Source organism: Yoonia maritima (genome assembly GCF_043641945.1).
Classification (GTDB): domain Bacteria; phylum Pseudomonadota; class Alphaproteobacteria; order Rhodobacterales; family Rhodobacteraceae; genus Yoonia; species Yoonia maritima_B.
The window spans coordinates 552,061-573,764 of sequence record NZ_JBHZRX010000002.1 but is presented as its reverse complement, the minus strand read 5'-3'; the positions used below and the strand labels follow the sequence as shown (position 1 = coordinate 573,764).

The 21,704-nt window shown below is 55.3% G+C and carries 18 protein-coding genes; 4 read left to right on the top strand and 14 right to left on the bottom strand.

Annotated features, from left to right (window positions below; all coding sequences use genetic code 11):
• Positions 1-90 precede the first annotated feature (90 nt).
• The 3 genes from ACHUEV_RS06530 (at position 91) to ACHUEV_RS06520 (ending at position 3,184) form a co-directional block, all read left to right on the top strand.
• Positions 91-456, top strand: coding sequence for a hypothetical protein (locus ACHUEV_RS06530; RefSeq protein WP_394178249.1), 366 nt, complete (start codon positions 91-93; stop codon positions 454-456).
• Between the two features lie 65 nt (positions 457-521).
• Positions 522-1,904 (top strand): PepSY-associated TM helix domain-containing protein, encoded by a 1,383-nt coding sequence (locus ACHUEV_RS06525; protein ID WP_394178248.1) that lies wholly within the window; start codon positions 522-524, stop codon positions 1,902-1,904.
• A 104-nt stretch (positions 1,905-2,008) separates the two neighbouring features.
• A complete protein-coding gene (locus ACHUEV_RS06520; protein WP_394178247.1) occupies positions 2,009-3,184 on the top strand; it encodes an MFS transporter in 1,176 nt (391 codons plus the stop codon).
• A gap of 51 nt (positions 3,185-3,235) precedes the next feature.
• On the opposite strand, the gene ACHUEV_RS06515 is transcribed toward ACHUEV_RS06520, so the two are convergent.
• The 4 genes from ACHUEV_RS06515 to trpA all read right to left on the bottom strand — a co-directional run bounded on the left by ACHUEV_RS06515 (position 3,236) and on the right by trpA (position 6,453).
• Positions 3,236-3,436 (bottom strand): hypothetical protein, encoded by a 201-nt coding sequence (locus ACHUEV_RS06515; RefSeq protein WP_394178246.1) that lies wholly within the window; start codon positions 3,434-3,436, stop codon positions 3,236-3,238.
• A gap of 202 nt (positions 3,437-3,638) precedes the next feature.
• Positions 3,639-4,802 carry an alpha-hydroxy acid oxidase gene (locus ACHUEV_RS06510; RefSeq protein WP_394178245.1) on the bottom strand — a complete coding sequence of 388 codons (1,164 nt, stop codon included), beginning with the start codon at positions 4,800-4,802 and terminating at the stop codon, positions 3,639-3,641.
• Between the two features lie 59 nt (positions 4,803-4,861).
• Complete coding sequence (locus tag ACHUEV_RS06505; protein WP_394178244.1) at positions 4,862-5,662, bottom strand: hypothetical protein; 801 nt, start codon at positions 5,660-5,662, stop codon at positions 4,862-4,864.
• Entirely contained in the window at positions 5,662-6,453 is a 792-nt protein-coding gene (gene trpA / locus ACHUEV_RS06500; RefSeq protein ID WP_394178243.1) for a tryptophan synthase subunit alpha, read from the bottom strand. The genes ACHUEV_RS06505 and trpA overlap by 1 nt, the downstream gene beginning before the upstream one ends.
• Before the next feature lie 145 nt (positions 6,454-6,598).
• Here trpA and ychF point away from each other — a divergent pair, with 145 nt between their 5' ends.
• Positions 6,599-7,696 carry a redox-regulated ATPase YchF gene (gene ychF / locus ACHUEV_RS06495; protein ID WP_394178242.1) on the top strand — a complete coding sequence of 366 codons (1,098 nt, stop codon included), beginning with the start codon at positions 6,599-6,601 and terminating at the stop codon, positions 7,694-7,696.
• A 116-nt stretch (positions 7,697-7,812) separates the two neighbouring features.
• Here ychF and ACHUEV_RS06490 read toward each other — a convergent pair whose 3' ends face one another.
• The 10 genes from ACHUEV_RS06490 to ACHUEV_RS06445 form a co-directional block, all read right to left on the bottom strand.
• Positions 7,813-8,676: a sterol desaturase family protein gene (locus ACHUEV_RS06490; protein WP_394178241.1), complete on the bottom strand. Its 864-nt coding sequence runs from the start codon at positions 8,674-8,676 to the stop codon at positions 7,813-7,815.
• Between the two features lie 156 nt (positions 8,677-8,832).
• Positions 8,833-9,492 (bottom strand): DUF4130 domain-containing protein, encoded by a 660-nt coding sequence (locus tag ACHUEV_RS06485; protein ID WP_394178240.1) that lies wholly within the window; start codon positions 9,490-9,492, stop codon positions 8,833-8,835.
• An 86-nt stretch (positions 9,493-9,578) separates the two neighbouring features.
• The gene (gene cysG / locus ACHUEV_RS06480) at positions 9,579-10,958 is read right to left on the bottom strand and encodes a siroheme synthase CysG (protein ID WP_394178239.1); all 1,380 of its coding nucleotides are present in this window, start codon (positions 10,956-10,958) and stop codon (positions 9,579-9,581) included.
• Complete coding sequence (locus tag ACHUEV_RS06475) at positions 10,955-11,908, bottom strand: glycosyl transferase family protein (RefSeq protein WP_394178238.1); 954 nt, start codon at positions 11,906-11,908, stop codon at positions 10,955-10,957. The genes cysG and ACHUEV_RS06475 overlap by 4 nt, the downstream gene beginning before the upstream one ends.
• Positions 11,905-14,481 carry a nitrate reductase gene (locus ACHUEV_RS06470; protein WP_394178237.1) on the bottom strand — a complete coding sequence of 859 codons (2,577 nt, stop codon included), beginning with the start codon at positions 14,479-14,481 and terminating at the stop codon, positions 11,905-11,907. Before ACHUEV_RS06470 ends, ACHUEV_RS06475 begins: the two co-directional genes overlap by 4 nt.
• Positions 14,478-14,816, bottom strand: coding sequence for a nitrite reductase (NAD(P)H) small subunit (locus tag ACHUEV_RS06465; protein ID WP_106354978.1), 339 nt, complete (start codon positions 14,814-14,816; stop codon positions 14,478-14,480). Before ACHUEV_RS06465 ends, ACHUEV_RS06470 begins: the two co-directional genes overlap by 4 nt.
• Entirely contained in the window at positions 14,813-17,257 is a 2,445-nt protein-coding gene (nirB, locus tag ACHUEV_RS06460) for a nitrite reductase large subunit NirB (protein ID WP_394178236.1), read from the bottom strand. The genes ACHUEV_RS06465 and nirB overlap by 4 nt, the downstream gene beginning before the upstream one ends.
• 3 nt (positions 17,258-17,260) lie before the next feature.
• Positions 17,261-18,937 (bottom strand): ABC transporter ATP-binding protein, encoded by a 1,677-nt coding sequence (locus ACHUEV_RS06455; RefSeq protein ID WP_394178235.1) that lies wholly within the window; start codon positions 18,935-18,937, stop codon positions 17,261-17,263.
• A 4-nt stretch (positions 18,938-18,941) separates the two neighbouring features.
• A complete protein-coding gene (locus tag ACHUEV_RS06450) occupies positions 18,942-20,015 on the bottom strand; it encodes an ABC transporter permease (RefSeq protein ID WP_394178234.1) in 1,074 nt (357 codons plus the stop codon).
• A 75-nt stretch (positions 20,016-20,090) separates the two neighbouring features.
• Positions 20,091-21,461, bottom strand: coding sequence for a CmpA/NrtA family ABC transporter substrate-binding protein (locus tag ACHUEV_RS06445; RefSeq protein WP_394178233.1), 1,371 nt, complete (start codon positions 21,459-21,461; stop codon positions 20,091-20,093).
• Between the last annotated feature and the right edge of the window lie 243 nt (positions 21,462-21,704).

Sequence of the window (21,704 nt, the reverse complement as noted above, 5' to 3'; positions counted from 1 at the left end):
CACTTATATTGCCTGCTGAGTGCGTTTGTTTCTATATGCGCGACAATATGTGCTCGCGATTTTCTTAAGAATCGTGTAGGAGCCTGCGCCATGCGGCACAGAATTAGCATTGTTGGTAGACTATTCACGACCTTGGCATTGATGCTTGCTTTGGTTGTTTTAGGCACGGCATCGCCCGCGCAGCATAGCGAAATGGACGACGATCTGGCGGCCTATTTGGCTGCTGGGGGAACTTTCGCTGATTTATGTGGAGGTACCACGGACCCGCGCAAGCCGATGCACAAGCACTGCGCGGCCTGTCATTTGATCGCCGCGGCTGTCTTGCCACCAGTTTCGTATGGGCCGCCTGCGATCATATTCGGTGATTATGACGTTTTGGTCGCGGTTGCCCAAAACATTCGCAACGCGCAACGCCTTGACCCTGCGCGGCTGTCGCGTGCGCCGCCCCAAGCCTGAACATTTCACCCTTGAATAGTTCAATCACCGCCCTCGGGCGGACAAATGGCTTGGAGCCTTAAAACATGAATATATCGAAAAATGCGCAGCCAGAGGGCGGAGTGAATAAACTCTATTTTGCTGCATGGCGTTGGCATTTCTACACGGGATTCGTTGTGATCCCATTTCTGATGATCCTTGCAATCACGGGTATGATGATGCTTTGGATTTCTTGGATCGACGGGCGTGACGGTGAAAGAACCGCCGTGATCCCACAAGAGACCGTTCTTTCAGTCTCGCAGCAGGCGGATGCTGCAGTTGCCGCGATTGAGGGCGGGGTGCTCAAGCAATACGTCGCGCCACGTCGCGATGATCTGGCGGCGCTTTTCCGTGTGGATCAGGGCGACGACGCAATCATGGTTGCGGTCGATCCTTATACTGCATCCGTTATCGAAACATTCCCGCGGCGCAGCGGGTGGTACGATTTCTTTGATAACATCCACAGTGATCTGATGCTTGGGGTGACGGGTGACCGCATGCTGGAAACGGCGGCTTCACTTAGCCTCGTTTTGATCGCAACAGGGCTATATATGTGGTGGCCGCGTAGTGGTGGCTGGCGTGCAGCGTTGTTGCCGAAGTTCACACAAGGGCGCAGTCTGTGGAAATCGCTGCATGGCGTTGTCGGCATATGGGTATCGGTTTTCTTGGTGCTGTTCCTGATTTCAGGATTGGCCTGGGCCGGTATCTGGGGTGGTAAAATGGTCCAAGCTTGGAGCCAATTCCCTGCCGAAAAATGGGACAACGTGCCACTATCAGATGAGACCCATGCAAGCATGAACCATGACCGCCATGAGGTGCCTTGGGCGCTGGAGCAAACACCTATGCCCGCATCGGGCAGCGAAGCAGGGCAGGTGGCAATCACTGGCGCTGTGACAATCGATACGGTTGATGCCTTGGCGCGGGATATCGGGTTTGACGCTCGCTATCAGCTCAACTTACCGCGTGGTGATACCGGCGTATGGACGCTTAGCCGGGATTCCATGAGCACCGATAGCACAAGCCCGACGACAGACAGGACAGTGCATGTCGATCAATTCACAGGCAAGGTTCTCGCCGATGTACGCTATGAGGATTATTCGCTTGCGGGCAAAGCAATGGCTGTCGGAATCGCGTTACATATGGGCACACTGGGCCTATGGAGCGTCTTAGCCAACACGGTCGTTTGCCTATCGGTGATATTCCTATGCGCAAGCGCATTGGTACTGTGGTGGAAACGTCGCCCAACCAAAGCAGGTCGGCTTGCCGCACCGCCGATGCCCAACGAACTGCCGCTTTGGCAAGGGGCAGTCTTGGTCGGTTTGGGAGTGTCGATGGCATTCCCAATGGCTGGCCTTGCCCTGCTAATTGTTCTGGCGATTGATACGTTGATCGTATCACGGATTCCAAAGTTGCGAGCAGTTTTGAGCTAGAAAACAACCGCGCACCCACAAGTCTTGGGGTGCGCGGTTGCCCCTAAACGTAAAGTGAAATTTGAAACTTGCTTTGGTAAAAAATATCGTTCAGCCATGGCGTTATGTCTATTTTGAACGCGCTTATTATTTCCCGTCGCCCGGCTGCTGCCTTTGTGGTTGTTGGCCTGTTTTGGGGCTGCTTTGCGGCCTATGTTCCGCATATTAAAGCGACGCTTGGTGTTTCGGATGCGTTGTTTGGCACTTTGTTGCTGGGGTCAGCCACGGGGTTGGTCTCATCGATGTGGCTTGCGCCGATCCTTGATCGCTGGCTTGGTGCGCGCGCGTTGCAGTGCGGAGTGGTGTTTTTAGCCATCGCATGGCTTGTGCCGGGGCATATGCATACACCGCTTGCTTTTGCCATATCACTTGGGCTGGTTGGTTTGGCATCAGGACTGTTGGATGTCGTCATGAACGCGCGGGTCAGTTTGCTAGAGGCTGCCCACGACAGGCCACTGATGAACGCGAACCATGCGATGTTTTCCGTCGCTTACGGTGTCGCGGCTTTGGTCGTTGCCGTCACGCGCGAGGCAGGCCTGCCACCGGGGCCGGTTTTCGCAGGGTTCGCCGTTGTCAGTTGCTTGGTTGCGCCGTTCATCTGGATGGATGTTCCCGACATCGAAGCCGACGAGGAGAGTGGGAACGGCCGCTACCCGCTGTGGCCAATTATTCTATGTGGCGCCATCGTGTTGGTCGCCTTTATGTCCGAAGCCACCGTCGAGGCATGGTCGGCGCTTCACCTAGAACGGACATTGCACGGGCGAGCCGCCGAAGGCGCGTTTGGTCCGGCGATGTTGGGGCTGACGATGGCAATCGGGCGGTTTTCGGGGCAGGCAGTTGCCGCCCGTTGGAGCGAGATCGTCGTCGTCATCTTTGCGGCGATTGTATCGGCCATCGGTGCCGTGATTGCGGCGCTCGCGCCTAGTCCTGCGGTGGCCTATCTGGGTTTTGGCATCTTGGGCTTGGGCGTTTCGGTTATCGGGCCGATGGGGCTCGCGCTGGTCGGTAAACTTGTCGCGCCGCATTTGCGGACCGAGGCGATTGGGCGCACCGCTGTGATTGGTTTCTCGGGGTTCTTTTTCGCGCCTGTACTCATGGGGATCGTGTCAGATGCGTTCGGGCTACGTGTCGCCTTTGGCGGGGTCGCAGTTTTATTGCTGTTGGCGGTGCCGTTGGTTCTGGTCGTCGCAAAGCTTCCGCGCTGGAATAGAAAAGGGGCTGGCGTAATGCCAACCCCATAATCCGACCAGCCAAGGCTAGTTGATTTCAGATCGCCAAACCGGCGTTCTGTCTTATTCTGCTGAAGCAGCAGCTGCGATAAGCAGAGCAGCAACAACACCAACAACCACGTATGTTGAGCTTACGGAAGATGTCTTTGGTGCTTCCATAACTTCAACTGGCTCAACGATGACAGGTGCAACACCGCCAGCGAAAGCAGATGTAGAAACAACAGCCAGAGTTGCTGCAGTGGCGAGAGTTTTTGTGATGCGCATAGTAGTTCTCCTAATTAGTACTTTTTCACATGAGTGCTGTTGATGGCGACCAGAGTCGCCGTCAGCATTCGACGGTAAACTTTAGTTGATTTAGCGTGAGGTCAATGTTTGCATTGATGATTTTTTCCCCCTTGCCCCGCATTCCGTTAAAAAGTGTCGCGATTTGCACGTTAAGCGGGAAGGGTAAGGTAAAATATATGCGTTACTGCCATTCACCCTCAAAGTTTCTCGGGATGAGAAGCACGTCTGGATCAAGCGTTTTGACATCACGCCGTCCGCACAACGCCATCGTCAGGTCGAGCTCTTTGTGAATAACCTCTAGCGCGGTGGTTACACCTTTTTCGCCCATCGCACCTAGGCCATAGATAAACGCGCGACCGATATAGACACCCTTTGCACCCAGTGCCAAAGCCTTGAGCACGTCTTGGCCGGATCGAATGCCGCTGTCCATGTGGACCTCTACCTGATCTCCAACAGCCGCCACGATGGATGGCAGCATGCGGATGGCGGAAAGCGCACCGTCAAGCTGGCGACCGCCGTGGTTGCTGACGATGATCGCGTCTGCACCGATCTCAACCGCTTTCTTCGCGTCTTCGACGTCTAGAATGCCCTTAAGGATCAGCTTGCCGCCCCATTTTTCTTTGAGCTTCGCAATCATGCCCCAGTCCAGTTTGGGTTCGAACTGTTCAGCGGTCCAAGATGACAGGCTGCTGGTGTCACCGACGTTTTTCGCGTGACCGACGATGTTGCCAAACGTGCGGCGCTTGGTTTGCAGCATCTCGATCCCCCAGCGCCATTTGGTCGATAGGTTGATCATCGTCGGGATCGTCATCTTGGGCGGGGCGGTTAGACCGTTCTTTAGGTCCTTGTGCCGCTGTCCAAGAATTTGCAGATCAAGTGTGAGGACCAGCGCCGAACAACCTGCGTTCTTAGCTCGGGCGATGATATTGTCGACGAATTCTTCGTCACGCATGACGTATAGCTGAAACCAAAATGGGTTTTTGGTGTTCGCAGCAACATCCTCAATCGAACAAATCGACATGGTAGATAGGGTGAAGGGCAAGCCAAATTTCTCGGCGGCTTTGGCAGCCTTGATTTCCCCATCCGCGCATTGCATGCCGGTCAGCCCAACAGGGGCGAGCGCCACAGGCATCGCCACATCCTGCCCGATCATCTGCGATTTCGTCGTGCGGTCCGACATATCCACCGCGACGCGCTGGCGGAGGCGGATTTGGTCAAAATCAGTCGTGTTCTCGCGAAACGTCTGTTCAGTCCAGCTACCGCTTTCGGCGTAATCATAAAACATCTTAGGCGCGCGACGTTTATGCAGGCGCTTAAGGTCGTCGATGGTTGTAATGACTGGCATGGCTGAAATCCTGAAATTGGTAATTATTTATTACCGATACGGGGGCTTCATGCAAGATGCTAAGGCGTTTTGTGTCCTAAGATTGCCTCACCGCTGCGATATGCTTGGCAAAGTGCGGAAACGAGTAACAACAGGGCAAAAATACCCACAAGCTGTGAGAGGTAGCTCATAATTGTGCCGATCAGGCTAAAACTGCCGTAATCGTCCCATACAGTGTATGACAAGCCAGCCCTTTGCCATTCGGCAAACAACTTGTTCGTACCCCATCCAAACAAGGCCGGCCCGATCAGAATGTTTTGTACGAGGAACCAGCGCCGACCCTTACTGCGCAACGCGGCTAGGGCAAGGCCGGGGTTGGTACCAATTGCGGCTGCCGGTAAGGCAGATCCGAACCGCCCCAAAAAGTAGAAATTGAACAAAATCAAAATAAGGATGGGAAAAAGGAGGAAGGCCGGGACGATGTCGGGACCCAGATATGTTTCTGCGGACAACAAGAAGATGAATGATGCGTAGATTGCCGCATTCAACAAAAAAAACGGCAGGGATGTTTTTAGAAATCTCCGCGAAGGAATAACGCGCGTTGAAGAAAGGTCCCGTGGTCGGAACGATTCATTGAGCATCATGATCCGGTGTCCAATAAATGCGATAGGCACGGCGCACACCACATTTATGACCAAACTCAACAACGCCAACGCGGGATTGCCTTGGAGTAACAGCGCTTCGATCCCGACAAGGATTAGACCAAGTGTTGTGAAGAATAGAAAGTTGCCGAAAAACGCATCACGCGCGGTGCCATAGATATGCTCAAGAATACCCGTCAGCGGCGTGTGTTGGTTCAATTCACTTCCGTGATCATTCATCAGCCCCGATGCGTCCCATCCGCCAAAGACTTCACAAACGCTAGCACGTCAGCCACGCTTTCGCCTTTGCCGATTTTATCGACGATGGCGGAACCCACGACGGCGCCGTCTGCGATGCTGGCGATGTTTTCGGCGGCCTCGGGGGTTTTGATCCCGAACCCTACGATTACGGGCAGGTCGGTTTTGGCTTTGATCCGCGCGACCTCTGGGGCGACGTCGCCTGCTTGGGCCTCGGCGGTGCCGGTGATGCCGGTGACGGAGACGTAGTAAACAAAGCCGGATGTGTTTTGCAGCACTTTGGGCAGGCGTTTATCGTCGGTCGTTGGGGTCGCAAGACGGATAAAATTGATGCCTGCGGCTTGGGCAGGAATGCACAGTTCTTCGTCTTCTTCCGGCGGCAGATCCACGATGATCAGCCCGTCTATTCCGGCCTCGACCGCGTCTTTTAGGAAATTATCAACGCCGCGCGAATAGATCGGGTTGTAGTAGCCCATCATGACAATCGGCGTGGTGTCGTCGTTTTTGCGGAATTCGCGTGCGTATTGCAGCGTTTTCTCGAGCGTCTGACCTGCCTCGAGCGCGCGCTGGCCCGCGAGCTGGATCGTTGCGCCATCTGCCATCGGGTCGGTAAAGGGCACACCAAGTTCGATGATATCGACGCCCGCATCTGGCAGACCTTTGACGATCTCAAGCCCGGTGTCATAATCGGGATCACCTGCCATCACATAGGCAACAAATGCCTTTTTGCCTTCGGCCTGCAACTGCGCAAATTTCGCGTCGATTCTGCTCATCTTAATCCCCAGTGTAATTCTTGGGTTCGGGTTTGCGCGATGAGGGGCGGAAAATCAATGGGTCGCACGCAATTGGTCCCCTGTTTATCTTGCACCAAACCCAATCCCCCCCTAGAAGCCCACAAGAGTTTCAAGGAGAGCTGACATGGGTTTCAAGATGGGTATCGTGGGTTTGCCAAATGTGGGCAAATCAACCCTGTTCAACGCGTTGACGAAAACCGCTGCCGCGCAGGCTGCGAACTTTCCGTTTTGCACCATTGAGCCCAACGTGGGTGACGTGGCTGTGCCTGATGCGCGCCTTGATAAATTGGCTGAAATTGCTGGGTCAAAGCAGATCATCCCAACGCGGATGACGTTTGTTGATATCGCAGGTCTGGTTAAGGGCGCGTCAAAGGGCGAAGGTCTGGGTAACCAGTTTCTTGCCAACATCCGTGAATGTGATGCGATTGCCCATGTGTTGCGCTGCTTTGAAGACGACGACATTACCCACGTCGAAGGCCGTGTTGACCCGGTTGAAGACGCCAATGTGATTGAAACCGAACTGATGCTGTCCGATCTGGAAAGCATCGAAAAGCGCCTGCAGAACCTAACACGCAAGGTCCGTGGCGGCGATAAAGAGGCTGTGCAGCAGGTGCGCTTGCTTGAGGCGGCCCAAGCGGCGTTGGAAGAAGGTAAACCTGCACGTACGGTTGAGGTCGATGCCGATGACGCCAAGGCGTGGAAGATGCTGCAACTGCTGACTACCAAGCCGGTTCTTTACGTTTGTAACGTCGAAGAAGAAAGCGCTGGTGTTGGTAACAGCCAATCCGCACGTGTGGCCGAAATGGCTGCGGCGCAGGGCAATTCCCATGTTGTGATCTCTGCCCGGATCGAAGAAGAGATCAGCCAGCTCGACGCCGAAGAGGCCGACATGTTCTTGGGCGAAATGGGCCTAGAGGAAGCGGGTCTCGACCGTCTGATCCGTGCTGGATACGAGCTGCTGCACCTACAGACTTATTTTACCGTCGGCCCGAAAGAGGCCCGCGCTTGGACCATCAAAGAAGGCACATCCGCCCCACAAGCCGCTGGCGTCATCCACGGTGATTTCGAACGCGGGTTTATTCGTGCGGAAACCATCGGGTATGATGATTTTGTCGGCCTTGGTGGCGAACAAGCCGCAAAAGAAGCCGGTAAGATGCGCGCAGAAGGCAAAGGCTACATCGTTAAAGACGGCGACGTGATGCACTTCTTGTTCAATACGTGAGTTCGGTTCCGGGGCTGTTTCGCGGCCCCGGGCACGATTGAGGCGAACGGCAGGTGCGAGCCCATTCTACCGAATGCTGCGATACGCACCAATCAACACATAGCGTGTGGCGTGGCCTACTTAAGTTTTGGGTCTATTTGAGGTTCTTCTTCTTTTCGGTTTGTCGGATACCCGCTCGCCCGACCAAGAAGCGGTTGAATGAGCATCCGATCAAGCCAAAGGCTGCGCCGATTTCGAAATTGTTCTATTCCAATTGTCATGTCTTCATGCCCGGACTTGGGTTGCGCCAGATAGGTTCCCAAAATCCGATCCCACCAAGGCACGTTGAACCCAAAGTTGCTGTTGGTCTCTGATGGCAGAATTGAATGATGGACGCGGTGCATGTCCGGCGTGACGATGAACAACCGCAACACAGCATCGACCTTGACCGGAAGGCGTATGTTGGAGTGGTTAAACAGCGAGCTGGCATTCAACAGGACTTCAAAGATCAAGACCGCTATTGCAGGTGGCCCAAGAGCCAATACGACGCCAAGCTTGATCAACATCGAAAGAAGGATTTCAAGGGGATGAAACCGTAGACCCGTTGTCACGTCAAACTCAAGATCAGCATGGTGCATGCGGTGCAGACGCCAAAGTGCTGGCACGGCATGGAACAGGACATGTTGAAAATAGATCGCCAGATCAAGCGCCAAAATCGCAATGAGAATAGCCAACCAGTAAGGTATACCGATCTGGTTTAGGAGACCCCAGCCACTTTTTTGAGCGATTACAGCAAGTCCGACTGCGACCACTGGGAACACAAGCCGAACGAGGAGTGTGTCGATAGCGACCAAGGCAAGATTATTCGACCAGCGCAAAAGCCGAGGAATTTCAACTCTCCGTCGCGGAACTGCGACCTCCCAAGCCGCCATGCCAATGAGGACACCAAGGAATACCGCGAGGCGGATCGCTGGTTCCTGCTCTAGAATGACTTGGGGCATTTTTTTCACCGATGCGTCTAATGAGCGTCTTTTATAGCAGTATAGAGTTGTTAGCGGCCATTGGCTAAGAATATCGCAACGGCGGTTTCGTCCCGCACTGCAGCCTTTTGGCTGAAAGCTATGGAGTGGGGCAGCGCGGCAAACTGCAACGTCACCTCAAGCTTTGGGTGCCTGTATTTCACCCGACGGATTGAACAAATCCCCTAAATAGTCGTCGATCCGCTTCTTGCTGCTGGGCCAGTCGGGTTTGGGTTGGCCGGGGTGAAAGCTTAGGTTTCCGTTGATGAATTGTGCTGTCACGTCGGGGGTGGCGATCATCCAGTCTAGGTCGGGCAGTCGTTGCGCGAAGTAGGGCGCGATTGGTTCGACCACGTGATGCGCCGGCACAAACCATGCGGCAAAGCTGTGTCGTGCGCCGCCTTGTCGTAAGTCTCGAAAGCTGATGGATTTGCGCATCCGTGCTTGGGCCCGTAGTACATCATCGTCTAGCTGCCGCAGTGCGATCAAGTCTGGGTCGTCGCTGTCATTCATCAATCCAGTTTCATTCCGCAGCCGCCAAAGCACCGTATAAAGTCGCGTGAACCTGTCGTCGTTTCGATGCCAGACAACCGTCTGCGCAAGCGTTAGAAAACTGTGCGGTGCCTGCACCCGACGCTTGGCTTCGGGAAGCGGCGTTGCATTGTCGAGCAGCGGTGTGAGCGTTCCCGCGAAATCCCAAAGCACCTCTTTTGGTGGGACGCCCGCGCTGATCAGTCGTTTTGCGGCGTCACGCCATGCAACGTCGGTTCCGATGCGGGGAAGGGGGACAGTGAACATCAAAGGACTCAGCGCTGTGGTCGTTATATGTTCATGTTATGTTCCTGTCGCCCGAAGGGCAAGTAAAGCTTTGCGATTCGCTTTACTTAAGCAGTGTGGGCGAGCTGAACCGGGGCCGTTTTCCGGTGGCTGAGGAACAGGATTGCTGGGTTGGTGATGCCATGATCGTTGATTGTTTGCGTCAAATCAGCCGCTTTGCATTGTGCGATCTTTTGCGACGGCATTTGTGCATTGGCGACGATGTCGACTTCAACGATATGGGCTAGGCCTGCTGTCGTGAGCGCGGCTTCGATCCGGTCTGCAGTGCCGACGCCCATGTAAACGGCGACGCGCCGCCCTTGGGTCAATAGGCCCGCCCAATCGGGGGTGTCGTCGATATGTTCACCGCGGCCTGTCGTCAGCACCAATGTGTCGCATTGGCCGCGTTCAGTCAGGAAACCACCCATGGCTGCGGATGCCGCACTTGCCGCAGTGACGCCGGGTACGATTTCGAATGGGATGCCTGCCTCGGTCAGTGCGTCTGCTTCTTCGGCACCACGTGCGAATACGCCGGGGTCGCCGCATTTCAGGCGTACGACGCGCTGCCCTTGGCGCGCTGCTGCAACCAGTAATCCGCTGATTTTGTCTTGGGGCCAGCTGTGGGCTCCCGGGGCCTTGCCTACATAAACACGTTCTGCATCACGGCGTGCGAGGTCAAGGACTTCGGGGTCAATCAGCCGGTCATAGAAAATGATGTCGGCCTCTTGCAGGCGTTGAACACCACGCAAAGTGATTAGGTCTTTGGATCCCGGACCCGCACCAACAAGTGCCACTGGAGCAGGGCCGGCTTGCCCAAAATCGGCGGTCGCGATTGCGTGTTTGATCAGCTGTGCTGCTTCGCGTTCTGCGCCGCGTTTATGCGCGTCGCGGGCAGGGCCGTTAAACACCCAGCGCCACAGGTCGCGGCGTTGACGCGGCTGGAGCCGCATCGCGGCACTGTCACGCAATCGACCAACGACCGCAGCCAGATCACCAAGTCGAGGCTCAAGCAGTTCTTCCATCCGCGTTTTGATTTGCCGGGCCAGCACAGGTGCTGTGCCTTCGGTGCCGATCGCGACAACAACGGGCGAACGGTCTACGATAGACGGAGTGATGGCGTCGCATAGGTCTGGGCGGTCAACGACGTTCACGGTCGCGCCTGCGTCCTTGGCCAGCGCGTGAAGTGCTGAATCAATTCCAGGGCACCCGGTTGCGATGAATACCAACGCGGTGTCTGCAAAATGTTGCGCCGTGATCGGCGTGTTATCCCATCCGATTTTTCCGGCGGCATGGAGGTCTGCCAGCTCAGGGTCGAGTGAGGAAGACAGAATGGTGATCTGTGCTTCGGTTTTTAGGATTAACCGGCATTTTTGTGCGGCCTGTTCACCGCCGCCTGCAATCACAACGCGGCGACCTGCCATGGTCAGAAACATTGGAAAGGTTTTCATGCAGATATCCTTTGCTGGCTATGCCGTTCTGCCCATAGGGCAGCGGCCATCGCGTCGGCTTGTTCAACTGTGTCGGCAGCACCCAATGTCCACAGGGCGATGCCTGTCGTGCCAATAACTGTGGCTTCGGCAAAGGCATCGGTTTGCGTGCCTGCCCAGATTTGGGTGGCGTCCACTTGGGCTTCTGGTTCGTTCATGCGGCGCGTGTCGTCGCGAAGTGCGGAGGCTTCGGTCTGGTGATGTTCACCATTGCGCAGGCCAAAGATTTGGATGCCTTTGGCTGGATTGCGTTCGAATTCACCGCCGCCGCCTTTGATCACCGTAAGGTCAGATTGATCCAATAGCGCAGCGGCCTGCGCTTGCAACCCGCGATAAGACGGGTGGAATACGCCCTGAACCGTCGCGCGGGCGCTGGTCGGGTTCCACATGCGCAGCACCGTGTTGATGCAAGACCGCAGGCCAAACGTATCGCGAAGCCGCAAGACATCGAATGCCTCTGGCGCGTGGGTTTCAACGGGCAGATAGGTGATTGGCGCGTCGCTGGCATCAAACGGGATATCAAGCGCACCAAGCGCATCGCGTACAGATGCGCCTGTGCTTTGGTGAGAGTTCCAGCCGTGCATGACTACGCGGTAGTCTGCCTGCGCAACCAATTTCGCCGATAGCAAAAATAGAGGCGCACCGCGTGTGCGGCCCGCTGCATAAGACGGCCAGTCCAAATCAGCGGACATTGGCGCCGGTGATTTGGCGCGTAGTGCTTGTGTGAAACCCGCGATCTCTTCAGGTATTTCGCCCCGAAAACGCAGGACCATCAAAAAGGCACCTAATGCCTCTGGCTCTGCCTTGCCGTCCAAGATGACTTGCATGGCATTTGCTGCTTCGTCCTGTGTCAGAGGGCGGGCGCGGCCAGCGCCGCGAGCTACTGTTTGGACAAAGGGAGTTAGGGTCATTCAGCGGCCACCGGGATTTGGAATTGCGCGATCAGGGCCGCCAATTCGGGTTTGCAGGACCCGCAGTTGGTGCCAGCGCAAGTTGCTTCGCCCAATGCGGCGACGCTCATAGCACCGTCGCTAATCGCGCCTCGCAATGTGTTTACGCCGACATTGAAACAGGCGCAAACGGTGGCACCCGGGTCTGGCATATCCGCAGCTGTCCGACCGGCGAGCGCCTCAAGGCTTGCAACGCCTGATCCGATCAGCGTCGCCGCATGTTGACGGGCTACGACAACTGGGGTGGTACTTGCAAAAAACAGCGCGCTGATTTGGTCGTTTTCAATGATCGCGACGCGGACATCTCCTGTCGTGGCGTCCTGCATAACGGCAGCGCTACCTGCCTTCGTGCCAGCAATATTGCGTGCCTCATGTTCCCAGTTGCTTGGGGCTTTCATGCCTGCAAATTCTGCCTGCCAACCTGTGCTTGTCTTGGCGATAGCATGGTAGGGGCGGCTGGGCTGCATCTGCGCCGCGCTAACGGCGAAACCGTACCAAGCAGCGTCGCATTTGCTCGCGTCGACTTGTGCGCTTTTCGTGGCGGGTTGGCCCGAGATAGGATCAACACCCGTTTCGACCGTGCTATTGACGACTCCTGCGGCAGAAAGTTGGCGTGTCCAATGCAGTGGCGCGAATAGGTTTCCGGGCGCGACCTTATCGCTGATCAGTGCGCGGAAGATACCTTTGCCCTTTGGGCCATAAAGCGTGATCAGTTCTGCCGTATCAACGCCAATTGCGTCAGCATCATCTGGGTGGATTTCGACATAAGGCTCTGCCAAATGCGCGCCAAGCCGTTGCGATTTGCCAGTACGGGTCATCGTATGCCACTGGTCGCGGTTGCGGCCTGTGTTCAGCCTGAACTTGCCTGTCCTGAGTTCTGGCGCGGTAACCGCAATCATACGTGCCTTACCGTCTGGGTGATAAAACGCGCCATCCGCAAAGAACCGGGTTTGCTTGCCAACAGGCCATTGGGTTGGCGCAAGACTGTCATAGTCCGCATCAGTTAGCGCTGCTAGATCAAGGTCTTTGCCAAATTGTTGGCTTAGCGCTGTTGTGGCTGCATATTCAACAAAGATGTCACCGGCGGTTTCATAACCGAAGCCATCAAAGCCCATACGCTCGGCCACGTCACAGATGATTTTCCAATCTGGGCGCGCAGCACCGGGCGTCGGCAGGAAAGCACGTTGGCGTGAAATGCGGCGTTCAGAGTTCGTAACGGTTCCGTTCTTTTCGCCCCAACCTGTTGCTGGCAGCAATACATCAGCCAAATCGCCGGTGTCCGTCCGCGCCATGATGTCGGTGACAACCGTGAACGGCACGTTGCTGATCGCCTCTGCCACGCCATCCGCATCCGGAAGGCTAACAGCGGGGTTCGTAGAAATGATCCACAGCGCCTTGATCGTGCCATCGGCGCAGGCCTTGAATAGATCGACCGCTTTTAACCCCGGTTTGGTGCAGATGGTCGGGCTGTTCCACGCGGCCTGCACGGCATCGCGGTGGTCGGCGTTTTCGATATCAAGGTGATTGGCGAGCATATTGGCCAAGCCGCCAACTTCGCGGCCGCCCATCGCGTTGGGTTGTCCGGTGACGGAAAACGGGCCCATGCCGGGTTTGCCGATGCGGCCCGTGGCAAGGTGGCAGTTGATGATCGCGTTGACCTTATCTGTCCCCGACATCGACTGATTAACGCCTTGAGAATAGATCGTGACAGTCTTTTCCGTACCAGCCCACATTGCGTAAAACTGGGCGATTTCATCAGGGGTTAGCCCGCTTGCAGTCGGATCGTCCGCAGTTGCGCTTTCTAGCGCAAGATCAAAGCCGTTAACGTGGGCATTGATGTAATCGCTATTGAGTTTTCCACTGTTAGCCAGATGGCTAAGTAATCCATTGAACAATGCAACGTCACCATCGCCTTTGATCTGCAGGTGTAGATCGGCCAAATCGCTGGTTGCAGTAATGCGTGGGTCAATGTTGACGACGCGCATTTCCGGGCGTGCGGCCTTTGCTGCTGCAATGCGTTGATACAGCACCGGATGGCACCAAGCGAGGTTGGAACCAACAAGAACGATTAGATCAGCTTCTTCTAGGTCTTCGTAAGTACCGGGAACCGTGTCAGTGCCAAATGCGCGTTTATGCCCGGCAACAGAGGATGCCATGCAAAGGCGGGAATTTGTGTCAATGTTGGCCGAGCCGATGTAGCCCTTCATCAGCTTGTTGGCGACGTAATAGTCTTCGGTCAGCAGCTGCCCTGACACGTAAAAGGCAACGCTGTCGGGGCCGTAATCGCGGATTGCAGCGCTGAACTTTGTTGCGACCAGATCAAGTGCATCGTTCCAACCCGCTTCACGGCCAAGGATCTGCGGTGCGAGAAGACGACCATCGAGATCGATGGTCTCGCCGAGCGCCGACCCTTTGGAACACAGCCGACCAAAGTTGGCCGGGTGATCAGGGTCGCCTTTGATCGTGCCGTCGGGCTGCGCAAGCACGCCACAGCCCACCCCACAATAGGGGCAGGTTGTTTTTACGCATGTCATTCTGCGGCCACCTGTCCTGCAATCGCAGCGCTTGATAGCAGCAGACGCCCATCTTCGACCTTCATTTCATAGGTGCCAACACAGCCTTCGTCCGCGCCTTGGGCTTCGCCGGTGGCCAGATCAAACACCCAGTTGCGCATTGGGTCTGTGACCTTTTCGCCGTGCTGGATACCGTTTGATAATGGGCCAGCTTTGCCTTCAAGGTATTCGTCTACAGCGTAGAAGTGGCCGGATGCTGTGTGAAATACTGCGATGTCGCCATGCGCCGTACGAACGATGCGCGCGCCTTGAACGGGAATATCAGTTACGCTTCCGATGTCGATGAAATCAGTCATTCTGCAGCTACCTTTGTAAAGTCAGCGAGCGGGGTGAATTCATGTGAATCCACGCCTTTGCGCGCGCGTTCTGCCCATGGGTCAACTTGGTAGAATTTTTGCGAATAGCGGAACCGTTCAGCAAGTGCCGCACGGTTTTCCAGATCATCCGCGACTTGTTCTTTTACCCAATCAAGACCAACTTTCGCGATCCATTTATAAGGGCGATGCAGATACTGCGCACCTTCACGGTACAGCTGATAAAAGGCGCAGGACACTTCGATCGCTTCTTCCTCGGTCGGTACGGTAATCAAAAGCTGGGCTTCAAGCAGGTCAAGACCGGCGGCACCGCCAACAAGGATTTGATAACCGCTATCGACGCAGACGATCCCCAGATCTTTGCACGTTGCTTCGGCGCAGTTGCGCGGGCAACCTGTGACCGCAAGTTTGAATTTATGCGGTGACCACGCCCCCCACATTTCAGATTCAATCTTGATGCCAAGACCGGTGGAGTCTTGCGTGCCAAAGCGGCAGTGATCGGTCCCCACACATGTTTTCACGGTGCGCAGACCTTTGGCGTAAGCTTGGCCGGACATCATGCCTGCCTCGCCCAGATCATACCAAATCGCGGGAAGGTCTTCTTTTTTGACGCCCAGAAGGTCAATCCGCTGGCCGCCGGTGACCTTCACTGTTGGGACCTTGAATTTATCGGCAACGTCGGCGATGGCGCGCAATTCTTTAGGCGTGGTGATCCCGCCAAGCATCCGTGGAACGACGGAATAGGTGCCGTCTTTTTGGATGTTGGCGTGTACGCGTTCGTTGATGAAACGTGACTTGCCGTCGTCGACCTCTTCGCCGGGCCATGCGCAAACCAGATAGTAGTTCAGCGCAGGACGGCACACGTGACAGCCGCCGGGGGATTTCCAGTCCAAGTCCTGCATAACATGCGGGATGGATTTCAATTCTTTGGCGATGATCAGCTTGCGCACGTCGTCGTGGGATAGGTCCGAGCACTTACAGATCGTCTCTTTCTCGGGCATCTTGAATTCGTCGCCCAATGTCAGGCCCAGCACTTGGGTGACTAAGCCAACACATGACCCACAAGAAGAGCCGGCTTTGGATGTGGCCTTTACCGCGTCAAGCGTATCGGCACCGCCGTTGATTGCAGCGATGATTTGACCTTTGGAAATGCCGTTACACCCACAGATTTCCGCGTCATCTGGTAAGGCTGCAACGGCTGCTAACGGGTCCATGGGGGTTCCCCCCTGATAAGCGGGCCCAAAGATCAGCGTATCGCGCATATCAGACACATCTGTCGCGTCTTTGATCAGTCCAAAGAACCAGTTGCTGTCGGCGGTATCACCATACATGACCGCACCGATCACTTTGTTCGATTGCAGTACAAGGCGGCGGTAAACGCCACGCGCCGGGTCACGGAATACGATATCTTCGCGGTCTTCGCCTTCGGCAAAATCGCCAGCGCTGAACAGGTCGCAACCGGTTACTTTCAGTTTGGTCGAAATCTCGCGCTGAACGAACGTCGCGGGTTCATCAAGCAAGGTTTTCGCCGCAACTTTGGCTTGGTCATAAAGCGGGGCGACTAGACCAAAGATGGCGCCGTCATGTTCGACACATTCACCAACCGCAAGAATGTCGGCGTCCGACGTCAGCATCTGGTCATCCACGTGGATACCTTTGCCAACCGCCAAACCGATATCTTGGGCGAGCTTCACATTTGGACGGATTCCGACTGCCATCACCAAAAGATCGCATGGCAGTTCAGTGCCATCGTCCAATTGCAGCGCACGTACTTTGCCGTTTTCACCAAGGATTTGTTTCGAGTTCGCCTGACAACGGACAGTGATCCCTTTGTCCACGAGCGCCTTGCGCAGTAGGTATCCTGCGGCTTCGTCCAGCTGACGTTCCATCAGGTGGCCCATGATGTGGACCACGGTTACATCGACGCCACGCGCGGCCATGCCCGCTGCGGCCTCTAGGCCAAGCAAACCGCCACCGATAACGACGACCTTGTTGGTTTCGTTCATCGACATCATCAATTCGGTGTCTTCAAGATCACGGTAGGCAATGACGCCTTCCAGATCATGGCCCGGCATTGGGATGATGAATGGGTTCGAACCTGTGCCGAACATCAGCTTGTCGTAGGGTAGTTCATCGCCGTTCTCTGCGATCACAACCTTGCGCGCGCGGTCGACATTCGCAACGCGTTCGCCAAAGCGGCAGGTGACGCCGTTCTCTTCGTACCATTCGGCGGAATGGGTGACGATTTCTTCGTATGTCTTTTCGCCCGATAGGACAGGGGACAGCATGATCCGGTTATAGTTACCGCGTGGCTCTGCGTTGAACAGGGTCACGTCATAGGCGTTTGGATCGGCCTCGATCAGTTGTTCCAGCGCGCGGCCAGTGGCCATGCCAGCACCGATTATGATTAATTTCTGAGTCATGGTTTACTCCGCTGCTATCGATTGTGGCTTTGGTTTCGGCTTGGCGCCGTGTTCGTATTCCTCAAGGAAATCCAGAACCTCTTGGCGGTAGGTGTAGTAATCAGGATGTTCGAGTAGCGCCTTGCGTGTCCGTGGGCGCGGCAGGTTTACGTCGGTGATTTTACCGATGGTTGCCTGTGGGCCGTTGGTCATCATCACCACGCGGTCAGCAAGCAAGATCGCCTCATCCACGTCGTGGGTCACGCAGATCGCGGTGACCTTCGTGCGGGACCAGACTTCCATCAATACTTCTTGCAGTTCCCAACGGGTCAGGCTGTCGAGCATCCCGAATGGTTCATCCAACAGCAGCAGTTTGGGCGACAAAGCAAAGGCGCGGGCGATACCGACGCGCTGCTTCATGCCGTTTGACATGCTGACGGCAGACTTATCCATGCTGTCGGCAAGTCCAACGCGTTCAAGATAGTATTCAACGACGTCTTGGCGTTCTGCTTGGGAGGCTTTGGGGTAGACCTTGTCCACACCAATCGCGACATTTTCCTTGGCCGTGAGCCAAGGGAATAGATTGGGCGATTGGAACACAACGGCGCGTTCTGGGTCGGCACCTTGTACGTCCCAACCATCAAGACGGATCGCACCCTTTGAAATCGGGTTCAGCCCTGCGGCCATTGTCAAAACAGTGGATTTACCACAGCCCGAATGCCCGATGAGGCTGATGAATTCACCCTTGTTTACTTTTAGGTCAAAGTCTTCGACCACAGTCAGGGGACCCTTTGGGGTGGGGTAAATTTTATGCAGCTTCGAGAACGTCAGGAAACCGTCGTCGCGGACGCTTTCTTGGGCTTTGGCAACGGCGGCTGGCACACCATGGATCGGCGTGACATCGGGCAAAAGGCGTGTGCCTTCGACCTTGGACGCGATGCCTTTGTCCATCAGGTATTTCGTGACTGACGCACGCAGTTTCTTAAAACCATCGTGGTTGTTCATCTCGGTCCGGTCACGTGGGCGCGGGATATCGACGCTGAATTCATCGCCCAATGTGCCATCTGGGTTTAGAGCGATGATCCGGTCGGCCAGAACAATGGCTTCGTCCACGTCGTTGGTGATCAGAACGCAGGTCTTTTTGTCGGCTTCCCAGATGTGTTCGATTTCGTCTGCAAGGTTCGCACGTGTCAGCGCATCAAGTGCGGACAGTGGTTCATCCAGCAGCAGTACCTCTGGGTTCATGGCCAGCGCCCGTGCGACGTTTACTCGTTGGCGCATACCGCCGGACAATTCAGCCGGGCGGCGCTGCATGGCGTGGCTAAGGCCAACCATCTTAACGTAATGCGCGACTTTTTGTGTTTTCTCTGCCTTTGGCATGTTCGGAAACACGCTGTCCAAAGCAAGCTGCACATTGCCGCTAACTGTCAGCCAAGGCATCAGAGAATAGTTCTGAAAAATCACGCCGCGTTCAGGGCCGGGGCCCGTGATGGGCGTGTCTTTGAATGTGACGCTGCCGGATGTCGGCTGTTCCAGTCCAGCCATCAGGTTGATCAATGTGGTTTTCCCGGTGCCGGAAAAGCCAAGGAGGACAAGGAATTCGCCCTCTTTCACTTCGAGGTCGATGTTCTTTAGTACGTCAGACTTATGCAGTCCTTCGCCAAAGCTTTTTGAGACGTTGTCGAACTTGAGAATGCTCATGATCTTACCGCTGCTCTGTGAAGGTGAACATGGATTGCAGGGCGTACATGACCCGGTCGAGCATGAACCCGATGATCCCGATGGTCAGAACGGCAACCATGATTTTAGCAAGCGACTGTGACGACCCGTTTTGGAATTCATCCCAAACGAATTTGCCAAGGCCGGGGTTTTGCGCCAGCATTTCAGCGGCAATCAGCACCATCCAGCCAACACCCAGTGACAGGCGTAGACCCGTAAAGATCAGCGGCAACGCCGAAGGCAGCACCAGCTTGGTGATCTTGGTGTAGGTGTTCATTTTCAGGACTTTGGAAACCGACACGAGGTCCTTGTCGATGCTTGCGACGCCTAATGCTGTGTTGATCAGCGTTGGCCACAGTGAACAAAGGGTCACGGTGATCGCGGAAACAAGGAAGGACTTTGAGAACATGCCGTCGTTGGTCGCATAGACGGCTGAGACAACCATCGTCACAATCGGCAACCAAGCGAGTGGCGAAACAGGTTTAAAGATCTGGATCATTGGGTTGATTGCCGCGTTCGCCGTCGGGCTAAGGCCCGCCATGATGCCCAGTGGGATCGCAACGATTGACGCAATCAAGAAACCAAAGAAGACCGTTTTGATCGAGGTCCAGATTTGGTCGTAATATGTTGGTTTGCCCGTGTACGGGCGGTCGCGCACTTTGTCGGTGTCACCGTTGGCGATGTGTTCGGCGTTGCGCGCGTCTTGGCGTTCGTAAAACGCGACTTCTTTTTCACCTTCGCGGATAGCATCAGCGTGCAGGTTTTTCGCTTGTTCCAAGACCTCAACCGGTCCGGGGATCGCGCCAAGGGATGTTTGCACCTTGGGTGCAAGCGTGCCCCAAGCGACAAGGAAAATACCAATCGCAAGGATCGGCACACCCAATAGGCGCCAGATTTCGGAGAACTGTGCGCGTGGGTTATCGCCTGCGACGGCTTTGAGAATGGGTGTTACCCATGACAGGCCCAAAACTTGGAACCATGCGTCTGCCTTGTTGATCCTTGTGAACAGGCGCGCGCGGCGTGCCTCTGCGTCAAGGGTATCTGGGTCGATTGCGGTCATGATGCTGTTGTCCTGTGGTCTGTTAGGGCAAGTGGGGGTGCCCCACCCCAAGGCGGGGTAGGGCGTTATGTTGCGTTAGCCTTGGATTTCGTTACCGACGATGATCTGCTCGCCTTTCAGGCCGATTGGCAGGCTGTCGAGATAGGCGTTTGGTGTGCGGCCATCGTAGGCAATGCCGTCGATGATATCCTCGGCGGGTGTTGGTGCTTTGAAACCGTCGCTGTCCCAAGGGAAGTCAGCCTCGTCCGCCAGACCTTCGTCGACCAGCAGGCGTGCTGCTTGGAGATAGATGTCAGGACGGTAGACGTCTTGGGCTGTCTCAATGAACCATTCGTCAGACTTTGGCTCTGCGATTTGCCCCCAGCGACGCATCTGTGTCAGATACCAGATAGCGTCTGAATAGAACGGGTAAGTCGCGTTGTAGCGGAAGAACACGTTGAAATCAGGCACTTCGCGAACGTCGCCTTTTTCATATTCAAACGTACCGGTCATCGAGTTCGCGATCACTTCGGCATCTGCGCCGACGTATTCAGAGCGCGCCAGAATTTCCACGGCTTCTTCGCGGTTGGCGTTGTCGTTTTCATCCAGCCAGATAGCCGCCCGGATCAGCGCCTTGGTCAGGGCCAATGTGGTGTTCGGGTTCTCTTCTGCGAATTCAGCTGACAGGCCGAACACTTTTTCAGGGTTGTTCTTCCAAAGTTCATAATCGGTGATCACTGGAACGCCGATGCCTTTGAATACGGCCGCTTGGTTCCATGGCTCACCAACGCAGTAACCAAAGATTGTACCCGCTTCGAGAGTGGCCGGCATCTGTGGAGGAGGTGTCACAGACAACAGCACGTCAGCGCCAATCTGGCCGCTGATGTCGTCAGTTGAGTAGTAACCGGGCTCTAGCCCGCCAGCGGCAAGCCAGTAACGCAGTTCATAGTTGTGTGTAGAGACGGGGAAAACCATGCCCATGTTGAATGGGATACCTTGGTCTTTGTAGTCTTCAACAACGGGTGCTAGGGCACTTGCGCTAATTGGGTGCTGTGGGCGACCGTCGTCCATCAAGGGCACGTTTGGTTTCATCTGTTCCCAGATTTCGTTGGAAACGGTAATGCCGTTGCCGTTCAAATCCATGGAAAACGGTGTGATAATATGGGCTTCGGTACCGAAACCGATTGTCGCGGCCAATGGTTGACCTGCAAGCATATGCGCGCCGTCTAGCTGGCCGTCGATCACACCATCTAGCAGAACCTTCCAGTTCGCTTGTGCCTCAAGTGTGACGTACAGGCCTTCGTCTTCGAAATAGCCATTTTCATAGGCAACAGCCAAAGGTGCCATATCTGTCAGCTTGATAAAGCCAAACGTCAGGTCCTCTTTTTCTAGGTCAAGCGTTTGACCAATAGCTGTGGTGCCAAGAAGAACGCTGGCTGTCAGCGCAAGTGGGAGGGTCTTAAGCATGTTCGCGGTCCTTTCCGTGTAACGCGGCAATGAAAAAAAGCCGCTCGATAAATCTACGCAGGGAGGTTTGCGCAGAGGTATCGAGCGGCTTTGCTCAAATTACTTGTCGCCAATCAGTGGAGACATTTAAAAGACGCCATTGTCTTTGTTGGTTCCCATCATGGCCTAAGCAGTGCGGTATTCAAGCAAGGCTGTTTGGGGTGGGTTTCAAAAATGCTGCGGTACAGCATTTGCACAATTTTT